The sequence below is a fragment of the Aeromonas sp. 2MA4 genome (assembly GCF_029237305.1).
Lineage (GTDB): Bacteria > Pseudomonadota > Gammaproteobacteria > Enterobacterales > Aeromonadaceae > Aeromonas > Aeromonas salmonicida.
Genome location: NZ_JAACFY010000017.1, coordinates 98,215 through 113,437 on the forward strand (window position 1 = coordinate 98,215; position 15,223 = coordinate 113,437).

General features: G+C 61.2%; 11 protein-coding genes. 9 read left to right on the forward strand and 2 right to left on the reverse strand.

The genetic code is table 11. The features are described from left to right. Window positions 1-20 precede the first annotated feature (20 nt). Both GWQ31_RS16780 and GWQ31_RS16785 read right to left on the reverse strand, forming a co-directional pair. Window positions 21-1,178: an acyl-CoA dehydrogenase family protein gene (locus tag GWQ31_RS16780; protein WP_275909858.1), complete on the reverse strand. Its 1,158-nt coding sequence runs from the start codon at window positions 1,176-1,178 to the stop codon at window positions 21-23. 114 nt (window positions 1,179-1,292) lie between these two features. After that, window positions 1,293-2,804 carry a CoA-acylating methylmalonate-semialdehyde dehydrogenase gene (locus GWQ31_RS16785; protein WP_275909859.1) on the reverse strand — a complete coding sequence of 504 codons (1,512 nt, stop codon included), beginning with the start codon at window positions 2,802-2,804 and terminating at the stop codon, window positions 1,293-1,295. 252 nt (window positions 2,805-3,056) lie between these two features. Between GWQ31_RS16785 and GWQ31_RS16790 the strand changes: the two genes are divergently transcribed. The 9 genes from GWQ31_RS16790 to GWQ31_RS16830 all read left to right on the forward strand — a co-directional run bounded on the left by GWQ31_RS16790 (window position 3,057) and on the right by GWQ31_RS16830 (window position 15,075). Then, entirely contained in the window at window positions 3,057-4,205 is a 1,149-nt protein-coding gene (locus GWQ31_RS16790) for an isovaleryl-CoA dehydrogenase (protein ID WP_275909860.1), read from the forward strand. Continuing rightward, a complete protein-coding gene (locus tag GWQ31_RS16795; RefSeq protein ID WP_275909861.1) occupies window positions 4,202-5,821 on the forward strand; it encodes a carboxyl transferase domain-containing protein in 1,620 nt (539 codons plus the stop codon). Before GWQ31_RS16790 ends, GWQ31_RS16795 begins: the two co-directional genes overlap by 4 nt. Window positions 5,822-5,831: 10 nt before the next feature. Continuing rightward, a complete protein-coding gene (locus GWQ31_RS16800; protein ID WP_219597333.1) occupies window positions 5,832-6,671 on the forward strand; it encodes an enoyl-CoA hydratase-related protein in 840 nt (279 codons plus the stop codon). Window positions 6,672-6,774: 103 nt separating this feature from the next. Then, a complete protein-coding gene (locus GWQ31_RS16805; protein WP_275909862.1) occupies window positions 6,775-8,760 on the forward strand; it encodes a biotin carboxylase N-terminal domain-containing protein in 1,986 nt (661 codons plus the stop codon). Then, window positions 8,757-9,713: a hydroxymethylglutaryl-CoA lyase gene (locus GWQ31_RS16810; RefSeq protein ID WP_275909863.1), complete on the forward strand. Its 957-nt coding sequence runs from the start codon at window positions 8,757-8,759 to the stop codon at window positions 9,711-9,713. Before GWQ31_RS16805 ends, GWQ31_RS16810 begins: the two co-directional genes overlap by 4 nt. A 14-nt stretch (window positions 9,714-9,727) precedes the next feature. After that, the gene (locus GWQ31_RS16815; protein ID WP_275909864.1) at window positions 9,728-10,138 is read left to right on the forward strand and encodes a MerR family DNA-binding transcriptional regulator; all 411 of its coding nucleotides are present in this window, start codon (window positions 9,728-9,730) and stop codon (window positions 10,136-10,138) included. A gap of 37 nt (window positions 10,139-10,175) precedes the next feature. Further along, complete coding sequence (locus GWQ31_RS16820) at window positions 10,176-10,937, forward strand: transporter substrate-binding domain-containing protein (RefSeq protein ID WP_275909865.1); 762 nt, start codon at window positions 10,176-10,178, stop codon at window positions 10,935-10,937. Between the two features lie 48 nt (window positions 10,938-10,985). Next, window positions 10,986-13,877 carry a DUF748 domain-containing protein gene (locus tag GWQ31_RS16825; RefSeq protein WP_275909866.1) on the forward strand — a complete coding sequence of 964 codons (2,892 nt, stop codon included), beginning with the start codon at window positions 10,986-10,988 and terminating at the stop codon, window positions 13,875-13,877. 601 nt (window positions 13,878-14,478) lie between these two features. Beyond that, the gene (locus tag GWQ31_RS16830; RefSeq protein WP_005315399.1) at window positions 14,479-15,075 is read left to right on the forward strand and encodes a GPR1/FUN34/YaaH family transporter; all 597 of its coding nucleotides are present in this window, start codon (window positions 14,479-14,481) and stop codon (window positions 15,073-15,075) included. Window positions 15,076-15,223 lie beyond the last annotated feature (148 nt).

Below are 15,223 nucleotides of genomic sequence, written 5' to 3' on the forward strand. Positions count from 1 at the left end.
AAGCAATGGTGCCTGTCCCCTTACTCCAGCGACAGACCAGCGTCTGCCAGCAGGCGACGGGCGATGATCAACCTCATCACCTCGTTGGTGCCTTCCAGAATGCGGTGTACCCGGGTATCGCGCAGGTAGCGCTCAAGCGGATACTCGCGGATATAACCATAGCCGCCAAAGAGTTGCAGAGCCTCGTCACAGACGCGATAACCCACGTCGGTAGCAAAACGCTTGGCCATGGCACACCAGGCGCTCTTGTCCGGGCTGCCTCTGTCCAGCTTGTCGGCAGCCTGGCGTACCATCAGGCGCGCTGCTGCCAGCTCGGTGGCCATGTCGGCGAGGCGAAACTGCACGCTCTGGAATTCGCTGATGGGGTGGCCAAACTGCTGGCGCTGCTGCACATAGCGCAGTGCATCGTCCAGCGCCTGCTGAGCGGTACCCACAGAGCAGGTGGCGATGTTGATACGCCCGCCATCCAGCGCCTGCATGGCGAACTTGAAGCCTTCCCCCTCCTGCCCCAGCCGATAGCTGGCGGGAATGCGCACCCCGTTGAAGGCCACCTCCCGGGTCGGCTGACTGTTCCAGCCCATCTTCTCCTCCGCCTTGCCGTAGACAATCCCCTCACTATCGGCGGGCACCATGAAGGCAGAGATCCCCTTGGCCCCGTCACCTCCGGTGCGAGCCATCACCACCAGCACATCCGTGCTGCCCGCCCCCGAGATGAACACCTTGCTGCCGTCGATGAGGTAGTCCTCACCGTCACGCACCGCACGAGTCTTGAGGGCCGCCGCATCTGAGCCAGCCCCCGGCTCGGTCAGGCAATAAGAGCTCAGCAGTTCGCCGCTGGCGAGCCTGGGCACCCACTCCTCGGCAACCGCGGCAGGCAGCCAGCTGCCCAGCATCCAGCTCACCATGTTGTGGATGGTCAGATAAGCCGTGGTGGAGGTGCAGCCCATGGCGAGGCGCTCAAAAATCAGGCTGGCATCGAGCCGGGGCAGACCGAGCCCGCCGTACTGTTCCGGGGTATAGAGGCCGCAAAAGCCGAGCGCCGCCGCCTGCTTGATGGTAGGGATGGGAAACTCGTGATCTCTGTCCCAGCGGGCGGCATGGGGTTTGAACGCCTCATTGGCAAAGGCGGTGGCCGCCTCGACATAAGCCTGTTGATCCTCGGTCAGGGTAAAGTCCATCTTGTCCGCTTCCTTGTATCCTTTGTCTGTTGTCTCTGTGGCCCGCGCTCAACGCAGGCTGATGTCAGGTTCGCGCCGGTCGGCATTGCCAAGTCCTGTGTCTTTTCGCCCCCCTTAACGCAGGCTGATAGTCATATTGGGGCCTGTGGGAATATCCTCGTCGAACCAGCGCTCAGTCACCGTTTTGGTCTCGGTATAGAAGCGCACCGCCTGCTTGCCGTAGGCGTGCAGATCTCCGTAAAAAGAGCCACGCCAGCCGGTGAAGGAGAAAAATGGCAGCGGCACCGGAATGGGCACGTTGATCCCCACCTGACCCACGGCCACCTCGTGGCGAAACTTGCGGGCCGCAGCGCCGCAGCCAGTGAAGATGGCGGTACCGTTACCGTAGGGGTTGGTGTTGATGAGGGTCAGCGCTTCGTTCAGATTGTCTACTTCCAGGCAGGCGAGCACAGGGCCGAAAATCTCCTCTTTATAAATTCGCATCTCGGGCGTCACGCCGCGAAACAGGGTCGGCCCCACCCAGTTGCCCACCGGATAGCCCGCCACATCGCAGAAGCGACCATCGAGCAGACACTCAGCCCCCTCCTTGATCCCCGCCTCGATGAGGCCCTCTACCCTGACTTTCGCATCCGGGCTGATGAGGGGACCATAGGCAGCCTCCGGATCGTGCCAGACCCCGGGCCTTACCTTGGCAAACTCGGCGGCAAGCTCGGGGATCCAGTCGCGGGCACTGCCGACAAACACAGCCACACTGATGGCCATGCAGCGTTGACCGGCCGCGCCAACGCCGGCCCCCACCAGGTTGCTCAGCACCTGCCCCTTGTTGGCATCCGGCATGATCACCATGTGGTTCTTGGCACCGACAAAGCACTGGGCCCGTTTGAGGTGTTCGGTGGCGGTGCGATAGACGTGAGCCCCGACCCGGGCAGAGCCGACGAAGCTGACCGCCTTCACATCGGGATGACACAGCAGCGCATCCACCTGCTCGGCGCCGCCGTGTACAACGGAGAGGATGCCTTTGGGGGCTCCCGCCTCGGTGAACAGCTCGGCCAGCCGCATGGGGGTAAGCGGATCCTGCTCGGAAGGCTTGAGCACGAAGCCGTTGCCGCAAGCCACCGCCAGCGGGAACATCCACAGGGGTATCATGGCGGGGAAGTTGAACGGCGTGATGCCGACACAGACCCCCAGCGGCTGCACCCAGGAGTGGCCATCGACCCTGCGCGCCACGTTGCCCATTGTCTCCCCCATGGTCTGGCTGGCGATGCCACAGGCTTGCTCCACCACCTCGATGCCGCGCCACACATCCCCCCTGGCATCCGCCAGATTCTTGCCGGTCTCCTGGGCCAGCAGGGAGGCCAGCTCATCGTGATGGGCTTTAAGCAGATGCTGGTAGTTGAACATGACCCGCGCCCGCTCGGGGGCGGGCACATCCCGCCACAGCAGATAGGCGTCGTGAGCGCTGCGCACCGCGCGCTCCACCTCGGCCGGGGTCGCTTTGGGCACGCGTGCCAGCAGGCTCTGATCCGCCGGATTGGTCACCTCGATCCACGCCTCGCTCGTGGAAGCACAGGCCTCGCCACCGATATAAAGCGGCACATCACCGTACTGGGTCTGATGGTTGCTCATGCCCTGCTCTCCTTGCTGGCAGGCTGCAATGGATATTGGCTTGTCATGCCGCTCACTCCTTGAGGTCGGTTGATGGAGGGGGACGAGCCACCTTGCAGCCGCCACCCGACAAATTTACCTTAGACTAACAATCAATTTACGTTTACGCTAACGTAAACTTAACTCACAAATGGACTGACCAGTTTGACACCCTGTTTACGACCATAGGGGCTGTCAGATGGGTGAGAACCAACCATTCAAAGGAGAGCAAGGATGCACGCAGTGATGGATGAGACCCTCAGCGCCCTGACCGAGCAGGTCGAGGCCTTCTGCCAGAAAGTGATAGCGCCGCGCGCCAGCGAGATCGATCACAGCAACGTGTTTCCGCGGGATCTCTGGCCCCAAATGGGCGAACTCGGGCTGCACGGCATTACTGTGGCGGAAGAGTATGACGGCGTGAGCCTCGGTTATCTGGCCCACGTGCTGGTGATGGAGCAGGTGAGTCGCGCCAGCGCCTCGGTCGGCCTCTCCTACGGCGCCCACTCCAACCTCTGCATCAACCAGATCCACCGCCACGGCACCCCTGATCAGAAGGCGCGCTATCTGCCCTCCCTCGTCAGTGGCGAGCACGTGGGGGCACTGGCCATGAGCGAGACGGGAGCAGGCTCCGATGTTGTCAGCATGCGGCTTACCGCCAAGCACGATGGCGATCATTTCGTGCTGCACGGCAACAAGATGTGGATCACCAATGGCCCGGATGCCGACACCTTTGTCATCTATGCCAAAACCGATACCAGCGCCGGACCCAAGGGGATTTCGGCCTTTATCGTCGAGGCGGGTACACAAGGTTTCACCACGGCCCAGAAGCTCGACAAGCTCGGCATGCGCGGCTCCAGTACCTGCGAGCTGGTATTTGACAACTGCCGCGTCCCCCGGGAGAACCTGCTCGGCAGCTTGCACGGCGGGGCCCGGGTACTGATGAGCGGCCTCGATTACGAACGGGTGGTGCTGGCCGCCGGCCCCCTTGGCATCATGCAGGCCTGCATGGACGTTGTGCTGCCTTATGTGCGCGAGCGCAAGCAGTTCGGCCAGGCCATAGGTGAGTTCCAGCTGGTACAGGGCAAGCTGGCGGACATGTATACCCGTCTGGCCAGCAGCCGGGCTCTGGTCTACTCGGTAGCGAGCGCCTGCGATCAGGGCCGCACCAGTCGCAAGGATTGCGCCGCCGCCATTTTGTTTGCCGCCGAGAATGCCACCCAGATGGCGCTGGATGCCATTCAGCTCTTGGGGGGCAATGGTTACATCAACGAGTATCCCACCGGCCGCCTGCTGCGGGACGCCAAGCTCTACGAGATAGGCGCCGGCACCTCGGAGATCCGCCGTTGGCTCATCGGTCGAGAGCTGATGGGAGAGCACGCATGAGTCAGATACACTCCCGTCTCGACACGGCCAGCCCGGAATTTGCCGCCAACAAAACGGCAATGCAGGCGCTGGTCGAGGATCTCAATGTCCGGCTCGCCGAGATAGCCCAGGGCGGGGGCGCGGCCAACAACGCCCGCCATCAGGCCCGTGGCAAGCTGCTGCCCCGAGAGCGCATCAACCAGCTGCTGGACCCGGGTTCACCTTTTCTCGAACTCTCTGCGCTGGCTGCCTGGCAGGTCTATGACGAGCCTGTGCCCGCCGCCGGCATCATAACAGGGCTCGGCCAGATTGCGGGCAGGCTCTGCCTGCTGGTGGTGAACGATGCCACCGTCAAGGGGGGCACCTACTACCCGCTGACGGTGAAAAAACACCTGAGGGCCCAGGCAATCGCCGAGCGCCTGCGCCTGCCCTGCCTCTATCTGGTGGATTCCGGCGGCGCCTTCCTGCCCATGCAGGACGAGGTGTTCCCCGACCGGGAGCACTTCGGTCGCATCTTCTACAACCAGGCCCGCATGTCCGCCCGGAGCATTCCCCAGCTGGCGGTGGTGATGGGGCTCTGCACCGCCGGGGGCGCCTATGTACCCGCCATGGCGGATGAATCCATCATGGTCAAGGAACAGGCCACCATCTTTCTGGCGGGGCCCCCACTGGTCAAAGCGGCCACCGGTGAGGAGATCAGCACCGAGGCCCTGGGCGGCGCCGAGGTGCACTGCGCCCACTCAGGCGTGGCGGATCACATGGCGCGAGACGATGCCCATGCCCTGGCCATAGCCCGCACCTTGGTTGGTAATCTGGGGGAAAATACCATTCCGGCGTCGGGTTTCGCTTCGCGCGACCCGGGCTATGACGAACCCCGGTACCCCATTGAAGAGATATACGGTCTGGTGGGCACCAGCCTCAAGCGCCCTTACGATGCCCGCGAGCTCATCGCCCGTCTGGTGGATGGCTCCGTATTTGACGAATTCAAGGCACTGTTCGGCACTACCCTGGTGACGGGGTTTGCCCGCATCTGTGGCATGCAGGTGGGGATCCTTGCCAACAACGGTGTGTTGCACAGCGACAGCGCCCAGAAAGGCGCCCACTTTATCCAGCTCTGCAACAAGCGCTCCATTCCCCTGCTGTTCCTGCAAAATATCACCGGCTTTATGGTGGGCAGTACCGCAGAGCGGGAAGGCATCGCCAAACATGGGGCCAAACTGGTCACCGCCGTAGCCTGCAGCCGGGTACCCAAGATAACCCTGATCGTCGGCGGCAGCTTCGGCGCGGGCAACTACGGCATGTGTGGCCGCGCCTATGAGCCCGATTTTCTGTTCAGCTGGCCCAACAGTCGCATCTCTGTCATGGGCGGCGAGCAGGCTGCCGGTGTGCTGGTACAGGTGCGCCGGGACAAGCTGGCCGTTGAGGGCAAGGTATTGAGCGAGCAGGAAGCCGCCGCCATCCGCGCGCCCGTGATCGAGCAGTATGAACAGCAGGGTCATCCCTATTACGCCAGCGCGCGGTTATGGGATGACGGCGTCATAGACCCGGCGCAAAGCCGCACAGTGCTGGCGCTGGCGCTGGCCGCCTGCCGGGGTGCTGAGCCGGGACCTGAGCAATACGGCATCTTCCGGATGTAAGGAGTTCGTCATGTCCGATCCACTTTTCAATGATCCTCCGGCGGGATTTCGCCTGGAGCGCCATGGGCCCCTGGCCGAACTGGTGCTGTCACGCCCCGCTCGCCACAACGCTTTTGATGCCGATCTCATGCTGGGGCTGCTCGATTGCCTCGACGAACTGGCCCATCTTCATGGTCAATCGCTCGCCGAACGCCCCCATGCCTTGCTGCTGCGCGCCGAGGGCAGGCACTTTTGTGCCGGCGCCGATCTCAACTGGATGCGCAATCTCGCTCACGCCGACTTTGAACACAACAGGGAAGACGCCCGGGTACTGGCGAGGCTGATGCAAACCCTGGATGAGCTCCCTTTCCCCACCCTGGCGCTAGTGCAGGGAGCTGCCTATGGCGGTGCATTGGGCCTTGTCTGTGCCTGCGATCTGGTGCTGGCCAGCGAAGATGCACGCTTCTGCCTCTCCGAGGTGAGCCTGGGGCTGGTACCTGCGGTGATCAGCCCCTATGTGGTGCGCGCCATGGGCATGCGCCAGGCGCGCCGCTACATGCTGAGCGCCGAACCCTTCGATGCCATCACCGCCTGTCGGCTCAATGTGGCGCACCAGCTGACCAAGCCGGAGCAGCTGCTGGCCGAAGGGCGCGCGCTGGCCATGCGCCTGTGTCGCAACGGCCCGGAGGCGATGAAGGAGACCAAGCGACTACTGGCCGCCATCGAAAGCCATACCGCCCGCCTCCATGAAGAGAAAACCGTCGAGACCATAGCCCGGGTGCGGGTCGGGCTCGAGGCTCAGGAGGGGATGCAGGCCTTTTTTGATAAACGCCCCCCCAGCTGGCGCCCCCGTTTCAAGGATGAAGCATGACTCACAGCAACATCGTCAAGCGACTGCAGATCGCCAACCGCGGCGAGGAAACCCGCCGCGCATCATCCCATTTTGCTTTTTCAGCGCAATGTGAGGAGCCGTCATGACCAACCAGACGCCGATTAGACGGCTGTTGATTGCCAACCGCGGCGAAATCGCCGTGCGCATCATCAAGACAGCCCGTCGGCTCGGCATCCACACCATAGCCCTCTACTCGGATGCCGACCAAAATGCCATGCATGTGCGGGAAGCCGACGAAGCCTGGCATCTGGGACCTGCCCCCGCGCGGGAGAGCTATCTCGATGCGGCCAAGGTACTGCGCATCGCCCAGCAGGCAGGCGCCGATGCCATCCATCCCGGCTACGGCTTTTTGTCGGAAAACAGCGACTTTGCCACCGCCTGCGAGCAGCGTGGTGTGCGTTTTATCGGCCCCAGTGGCGCCGCTATCCTCGCCATGGGGGACAAGTCCGGCGCCAAGTCGCTGATGCAGGCAGCCGGCGTTCCCGTGCTGCCCGGCTATCACGGCGCGGATCAGCGCCTCGAGCTGCTGCGCGAGCAGGCATTGCTGACCGGCTTGCCGCTGCTGATCAAGGCGGCCAGCGGGGGCGGTGGCAAGGGGATGCGCCTGGTCGAACAGATCGACGAATTTGACGAGGCGCTGGCGGCCGTGAAACGCGAAGCGCTGGGCGCCTTTGGCGATGACAGCGTCTTGCTGGAGCGCTACTTGCCCAAGGCCCGTCATGTGGAGGTGCAGGTGTTTGCCGACAGCCTCGGCAACGCCATCTATTTGGGGGACAGGGATTGCTCTTTGCAGCGACGCCACCAGAAGGTGATTGAAGAGGCCCCCGCCCCCGACATCCCCCCGTCACTGCGCCAAGCCATGGGGCAAGCCGCCGTCGCCGCTGCCAAAGCCATCGATTATCGAGGGGCAGGTACCATCGAATTTTTGCTGTGCGGGGACGAATTCTTCTTTATGGAGATGAACACTCGCCTGCAGGTGGAACACCCTGTCACCGAGTGTGTCACCGGCCAGGACCTGGTGGCCTGGCAGTTGGCGGTCGCCGAAGGCAAGCCCCTGCCCCTGACCCAGGAGGAGGTGGTTCTGCACGGCCATGCGGTTGAAGCGCGCCTTTATGCCGAGGATGTGGCAGCCGGTTTTCTGCCCGCCAGCGGCCCCATAGAGTGGCTGCAGTGGCCGGACGGTGTGCGCATCGACACAGGTGTGACTGCCGGAGATGACGTCAGCCCCTATTACGATCCCATGATTGCCAAGCTGATTGCCCACGGCCAGAGCCGAGCAGAAGCCTTTGGCAGGCTCGCCGATGCGCTGGGTGCGCTGGAACTCGGCCCCCTGGTGCACAACGGCCCCTTGTTGCTGCGCCTGTGTCAGGAGCCGGACGTGCTGGCCATGCGCCATCACACCCAGTGGCCCATCCCCACAGAACCATTGGCAGTGCCCGAGCTTGCCTGGCCGCTGGCCACCCTCTGGCTTGCCAGCCGCAGTGCAGGCAGCGCCCTCTGGCAACAGGCATCCGGCTTTCGTCTGGGTCAACGCAAAAGCTGGACGGCGGCGGTGCAGATCGGCGAGGAGGCACGGGTACTGAGCCTCACCGAATGTGCAGGCAAGCTTGAGTGGCAGGGAGAGCACATTCCCTATGCGCTGGGCGCTGATCATATCCGCCTGCAACATGCAGGGGGCTGGCAGCGCTACCCAATACAGGCTGTTGGGGCGAGGGATTTCATGGTGCAACTGGATGGGCAACGTATTCGCTTTTGCCCCCATGATCACGCGCACCAGACCCATCATGATCACACCAGCACCACCATGCAGGGCGCCATTGCCCCCATGCATGGCATCGTAGTGGCACTGCTGGTCGAGGTCGGGCAACACGTCAGCAAAGGGCAACCCCTGCTGGTACTGGAGGCGATGAAGATGGAGCACGTCTTGAAAGCCGAACAAGACGGTGTGATCGATACCCTGCAATGCAAAGCAGGGGAACAGGTAAGTCAGGGCGCCGTGCTGGTACGTTTTACCGATGCCGGCCTGGCCGATGAAAGCACGCTGAAGACGCAAGAGAGCAGTACATGAAAAGAGAATCTGGCATGCAGGACGACAGGGTAAGCCTGGTGGAGATGGGCCCGCGCGATGGCCTGCAAAACGAAGCCAATGCCCTGCCCCTTATCCAGCGGCTTGAGCTGATAGCCCGTCTCGTCGAGAGCGGCCAGCAGCGCATCGAGGTGGGGGCCTTCGTCTCCCCCAGGCGAGTGCCGCAGATGGCCGACTCTGCCGAACTGTTCAAGGCCCTGCCGCGCAAGGGGCTAACCCGCTACGGTGCCTTGGTGCCCAACTTGCAAGGCCTGCAGGCCGCCATTGCCGCCCGGGCTGACGAGATTGGTCTGTTCACCGCCTGTTCTGACGGTTTTACCCGCGCCAATATCGGCATCGGTGTGGAGGAGTCACTGGTGCGCTTCGCCCCTCTGGTGCAGGAGGCACGCCGCCTCGGCATCAAGGTGCGCGGTTATCTCTCCACCGTCATCGCCTGCCCCTTCGATGGTCCGACCCGCCCGAAACGGGTAGCGGCCATGGCCGAGCGACTCCTTGATCTCGGTTGTCATGAGATCTCGCTGGGGGACACCATAGGAGTCGGTACCCCTGGCACGGTCGCCCCCATGCTGGATGCTGTGCTGCACGAGATCCCGGCAGGACGGCTCGCGGTCCATTTTCACGACACCTATGGCCAGGGGCTGGCCAACCTGCTGCCGGCGCTGGAGCGCGGTATCCGCACCATAGACTGCTCGGTAGCAGGACTCGGCGGTTGCCCCTACGCACCGGGGGCCTCCGGCAACGTCGCCTCGGAGGAGGTGATCTATCTGCTGCACGGCCTTGGCATGAGCACAGGGGTGGATCTGGACAAGCTGGCGGCCACCGGCCAATGGGTAAGCGAACGGCTCGGCCGTCCCAACGGCTCCCGGGTCGGCCAGGCCCTCCACGCCAATGCAGAGCGGCTGCGGATGCGCCTTTGCCAGTCATCCTCGCACTAACAGGAGTCACTACCATGCCACCGTCCCTGCCCGGCAAGGAGATCACCTACAGCATCTCGGAGCTGGCCCATGAATTTGATATCACGCCAAGGACCATCCGCTACTACGAGGATGAGGGACTGATCACCCCGACCCGGGAGGGACAGACCCGCATCTACAGCCACAAGGACAAGATCCGCCTCAAGCTGACATTGCGCGGCAAACGGCTCGGCTTCAGCCTGGCGGAAATCCGCGAGCTGTTCGACATGTATGACACGGATCGGTCGAGCAAGACCCAGCTCCACTCCATGATCCAGCTCATCAATGCCAAGCGCCAATCCCTGCACCAGCAACTGGAGGATATCCAGATGGTGATGGCAGAGCTGGAAGCCGCCGAGCTGCGCTGTGCAAATTCCCTTAACAGCTTGAAAACCAGCGCAGATTAACCGAATCTGGGATCATCTCACCATCTTGGTGCCCCCGATGAAATGCTGGTGCTGGTTGTTACTCTTGTTCTGCTCCACGGCCTGGAGCCACCCCCTGATCCGGGTCGGGGGCTACCCCTATGCTCCCTTCGTGGTCAAGGAGAGTGAAAACCGCTATCGGGGACTGACGCTGGATCTCATCTCGGCGCTCAACGAAGTTCAGCAAGAGGTACGTTTCGTCTTTGTCCCCACCTCGGCCACCTATCGCTATCAGGCGCTGGCTGTCGGCCGCTTCTCCCTCATGCTGTTCGAGGATATCCGCTGGAATTGGGATGCGGAACAAGTTCACATGACCCCACCTTTACTGCTGGGGGGCGAAATATATGTCGCCCTCAAGGTGCCAGGGCGTGATCAAACCTTCTTCGAACACATTGATCAGCGCAAGCTTATCGGCGTCACCGGTTATCACTATGGATTTGCCGACTTCAATGCCAATGCGGACGCGCTCAAGCAGCACTTTCGCATCACGCTGGTGAAAGACAATGCCACCGCCATACAGGGATTGTTCAAGGGGCGCGGCGAGGTGGCCATCCTCAACCTCGCTTACCTCAACCAGTTCAGCCAACAGTATCCCGAGCTGGCTGCCCAGTTGCTGCGGTCAGACAAGTGGGATCAGCAGTATGAGCTGAGAGCACTGCTCAGCCCGACGGCAGACATCTCGACCCGCCAGTTGGAAACCTGGCTGGCCGAGTTGAAGAAAAGCGGAGCCCTGACACGCTTGTGGACAAAGTACGGCGTACAGCATCAAGCGGCACCATGATTATGTCCTGAAAACTTGCTACCCTGTGCGCATCAATTGGAGACCTTCATGCCCAAACCCCTGCGTGTCCGCCTGCTGCGCTATACCCTTTATCTCTTCGCCGCACTGCTCATCTCCCTGTTGGTCCTGTTATGGCAAGCGCCGACTCTCACCCAGCGCCACCTGCCCGCCTGGCTGGCCAAACACTATGGTCTGAACCTGACGCTGGGGGAGATCCATGTCAGCCTGCGCCATCCCTCCCTTGCCATCGGTCCCTCGGCGCTGCTCGATGAAAAACAGCAACCCATCATTGCATTCGAGCAGTTGCAGCTTGTCCCCGAGCTTGGCCAGAGCTGGCGGCAGAAGGCCATTATTCTGAGTGACGCCACCCTCACCAAGCCGATGGTGAATCTCATCCGTCGGGTCGACAGCAAAGGTGAGGTACGTTTCAATCTGACCGATGCCCTGGCCAGCGTGCTGACGCCCTCACAGACGCCCGTCACGACCAGCAGCGAACCCCTTCTGGTACAGATAGCCAAACTGGCCGCCGTACAGGGTCAAATCAGCTACCAGGACAGTCGCAAGAAAAACAGTGCGGGCTGGATACCCCCGCTCACCCTGAGCGGGCTCGATCTGCAACTGCCGGATTTCTCCACTGCGGCGAAAAATACCAACCACTTCCAGTTGACCGCCCGGCTCAACAAGCAGAGCCCGCTCAAGGCGAGCGGCCAGCTCGATATCATGACGGGGGCAGGCAAAGGCCAGCTCAGTCTCGGCAAGCTTGCGCTCTCGCCCTTCGCGCCGCTCTGGGCCCCCTACCTCAAGGTCAATCTGGTCAAGGGCGAGGCCAGCGCCGAACTGAACTACCAGCTCAGTCAGGGCAAGCATGGACTGGATTGGCAATTGTCAAAGGGCAAGCTGACTTTGAGCGACTGGCAACTCAAGCAGAACAAGGGCGCCGAGTTTGCCCGCTTCAAACAACTGGCATTGGCAGGCATAGCCCTGGATGGCAACAAGCAGTCGGTCAGGATCGACAAGATCGCACTCAAGGCCCCGGCGGTCACGGCAACCCTCGACGCCACGCAGCAGCTGGACCTGACAGCACTGCTTGTCCCCCAGCCTGCGGATAAACCCTCGGGCAAAAAGCCGGCTCCGGGCAACCCCTGGCGCTGGTCGCTCAAGGAGACGCGCATCAGCCAGGGGGAGTTCAAGCTGACCGAGTCGAGCAGCGGCAAGCCGCTGCTGCGCGAGATCTCCGGACTGAACCTCACGCTGGGTCCCCTTGGCAGTCAGTCTGGTCAGCCCAGCCCGCTCAACCTCAATGCCACCCTCAACACCCAGAGTTCCCTCGGATTTAACGGCGACCTCACCCTGGCCCCTTTCACCCTCAAGGGCGAGTTCAAGCAGCAGGGGCTGCCCCTCAAATGGGCCCAACCCTACCTGCAGGATCTGCTGCGCATCACGGTGCGCGACGGCCAGCTTGCCAGCCGTACCAGACTGGCCTTGACCACCAACGCCGAGGGGGCGCTGAGCACACTCGAGGTCACAGGGGGGCTCGACATAGACCAGTTGTTCGTGCTGGATCGGGCCGACAATCAACGCCTGCTGCAGATAGATCGTCTGGAGCTGAGCGGGTTGCACTATGACGGCATCAGCCAGCAGGTGAAGATAGGCGACATATTGCTGCGCAAACCCTTCGCCCGCATCGAAATCAACGAAAATGGGATCACCAACCTCCAGCAACTGGTGCTGCCACAAGCCGCCAGCACAGAGCCCGCCAACGGGCCCGTCCCCCGCATTACCATCGATCAGGTCCGTACCGAACAGGGCAACCTGCGCTTTGCCGATCGCAGCCTGAGCCCGGAATTCGTGGTGGACATTGCCTCCCTCAGCGGCCAGAGCCGCCATATCAGCAATATTCCCGGCCAACGTTCGGATCTCGCCTTCAACGGCAAGGTTGACCGCTATGCCCCCGTGACCATTCGCGGCAACACCAATCTGCTGATCGAGCAGCCCGTGCTCGATGTGGCGGTCACCTTCAGCAACCTGGAGCTCACCACTTTCACCCCCTACTCCAGTACCTACGCCGGATATGCCATCGACAAGGGACAGCTCTCCATGAAGCTGAACTACAAGCTGCAGGGCAATCGGCTGGAGGGGGATAACGACATCACCATCAAGAAGCTGCAACTGGGAGAGAAGATCAAGAGCGAGCAGGCCAAGGACATGCCGCTGGGGCTGGCCATCGCCCTGCTCAGCGATGCCAACGGCGTCATCCAGATGAACCTGAAGGTAAAAGGCAATCTGGATCAGCCAGATTTCAGCCTCGGCAATATCTTCTGGGATGTACTGGGCAATACCCTCAGAAAGGCCATTACGTCCCCCTTCTCTCTGCTGGCCTCGTTGACCGGAGGCACTGAGGATCTGGATGAGCTGCCCTTCCTGCTGGGTGAGCCTGCCCTCACTCCAACCCAGCAGATCAGGCTGACCAAGCTGGCGCAAGCGCTCAAGGAGAGACCCAAGATCAGCATGAACATTCGCGGCAAGGTCAACTTCAACGAAGAACGCCCCATTTTGCAGCGCCAGAAGCTGGAGCGAGTATTGACCAAGATCACGGGCATGCCGGTTGACCTCAATCTGCTGGAGCAGGATCCCATACTCCAAGCCGCGCTGGCCGAAGCCTATGAGACGCGCTTCAACGAAGAGCTGGGGGACTTGGCCGACAGGTTGAAACTGGATGAAGAGAGCCCGGCCCTGCGAAGCCAGGCGGTGATCCTGCTGCGGGATCAACAGCTGATCACCGCCAAATCCCTGCGCAATCTGGCCATGCGCCGTGCCCAGAACACCAAGGAGTATCTGGTGGATACCCAGGGGATAGCGCCGGAGCGGCTGTTCGTACTCGACAGCCAGGTAAAGGAGGCGGACAAGGAAGCCAAAGTCGTTCTGACACTGGATAACTGACCGCTGCCGGGGAGCAGAAACGGCTCCCCGGCGTTTTCATCCCAGCTCTCCTTGCTTGTTCGTGGCGCCTGGCGTCCACTTCCCCCCTGAGGTCATAGCCACTAACGACTCATCATTGAGTGCGCAGAGCATAGAGGGTATATCCACCCTCACTCCCAACGCCTTTTACGACTGTGCTCAGCCCTCCTCTGGCGACCGGTTTTCCTCTGGATTTGGGCAAGTGTCTTCTGTGCTTCAAACGGTGACTCCCTCTTTTTGTTTGATGGCATATATGGTGATTTTTGCCTCTGACAAATGCCAGGCATCGGGCTGCAACAGACAAGAGCCCAGTTGCACGAAACAGGCTCGAAAACCAGGGGACGAAGGCACTACTGCTATCTGTTATTCACTTTCATATCCGGCGTGGCTCACACAAAAAATCAACCTTGCCACCGCTATTCATTCACCTGTTATCTACCTGAATGGCACGAATAATGACGTGGATAAAATTTCGTGTAGTTTTTTTACCATTTTTTGTACTCCCCTCTTGCGAGGGACCCGTTGCCTGCCTAAAATCGCGCGTCTTTTATCAACCCCCACCTCTATTTTTGGAGAACACCACGTGAGCGAAAAATTGGCCAACCCTGCCCCTCTGGGTCTGATGGGTTTCGGTATGACCACCATTCTGCTGAACATCCATAACGCAGGTTTCTTCCCCATCAGCGCCATGATCCTGGCCATGGGCCTGTGCTATGGCGGTCTGGCCCAGATCATCGCCGGTATCATGGAGTTCAAGCGTGGCAACACCTTCGGTGTCACCGCCTTCATCTCCTACGGCACCTTCTGGTGGAGCCTGGTGTTCCTGCTGGTGATGCCGACCATGGGTCTGGCCGAAGCCACTCCCCACGCTTACATGGGCTGGTATCTGCTGATGTGGGGCATGTTCACTCTCTTCATGCTGGTCGGCACCGTCAACTTCCCCCGTGTGAAGCAGTTCGTATTTGCCTCCCTGACAGTGCTGTTCTTCCTGCTGGCTGCCCGTGATTTCACCGGCAGCACCCTGATCGGCACCATCGCCGGTTTCGAAGGCATCATCTGTGGCGCCAGTGCCATCTACCTGGCCATGGCTACCGTGATCAACGAACAGTTTGGCCGCACTGTGCTGCCAATTGGCGATCACAAGAAAGCCGCTGCAGTACAGCTGAAAGCTGCTGCCTGATAGGTAAGCCATTCAGATTGTGAAAAAGGCACCTTCGGGCTGTCTCTTATACAAAAATCCCCAAGCGTCGCTTGGGGATTTTTTTGAACTTCTCTCCCATTCTGTGATCTGAACCTTTCATCGCTCTCTTCCCTGGTTCTAACATGCC

What these genes read in the sequence shown, in the direction of transcription:
- GWQ31_RS16780 (WP_275909858.1), bottom strand. Translation starts at nt 1,178, where the DNA reads ATGGACTTTACCCTGACCGAGGATCAACAGGCTTATGTCGAGGCGGCC.
- GWQ31_RS16785 (WP_275909859.1), bottom strand. Translation starts at nt 2,804, where the DNA reads ATGAGCAACCATCAGACCCAGTACGGTGATGTGCCGCTTTATATCGGT.
- GWQ31_RS16790 (WP_275909860.1), top strand. Translation starts at nt 3,057, where the DNA reads ATGCACGCAGTGATGGATGAGACCCTCAGCGCCCTGACCGAGCAGGTC.
- GWQ31_RS16795 (WP_275909861.1), top strand. Translation starts at nt 4,202, where the DNA reads ATGAGTCAGATACACTCCCGTCTCGACACGGCCAGCCCGGAATTTGCC.
- GWQ31_RS16800 (WP_219597333.1), top strand. Translation starts at nt 5,832, where the DNA reads ATGTCCGATCCACTTTTCAATGATCCTCCGGCGGGATTTCGCCTGGAG.
- GWQ31_RS16805 (WP_275909862.1), top strand. Translation starts at nt 6,775, where the DNA reads ATGACCAACCAGACGCCGATTAGACGGCTGTTGATTGCCAACCGCGGC.
- GWQ31_RS16810 (WP_275909863.1), top strand. Translation starts at nt 8,757, where the DNA reads ATGAAAAGAGAATCTGGCATGCAGGACGACAGGGTAAGCCTGGTGGAG.
- GWQ31_RS16815 (WP_275909864.1), top strand. Translation starts at nt 9,728, where the DNA reads ATGCCACCGTCCCTGCCCGGCAAGGAGATCACCTACAGCATCTCGGAG.
- GWQ31_RS16820 (WP_275909865.1), top strand. Translation starts at nt 10,176, where the DNA reads ATGAAATGCTGGTGCTGGTTGTTACTCTTGTTCTGCTCCACGGCCTGG.
- GWQ31_RS16825 (WP_275909866.1), top strand. Translation starts at nt 10,986, where the DNA reads ATGCCCAAACCCCTGCGTGTCCGCCTGCTGCGCTATACCCTTTATCTC.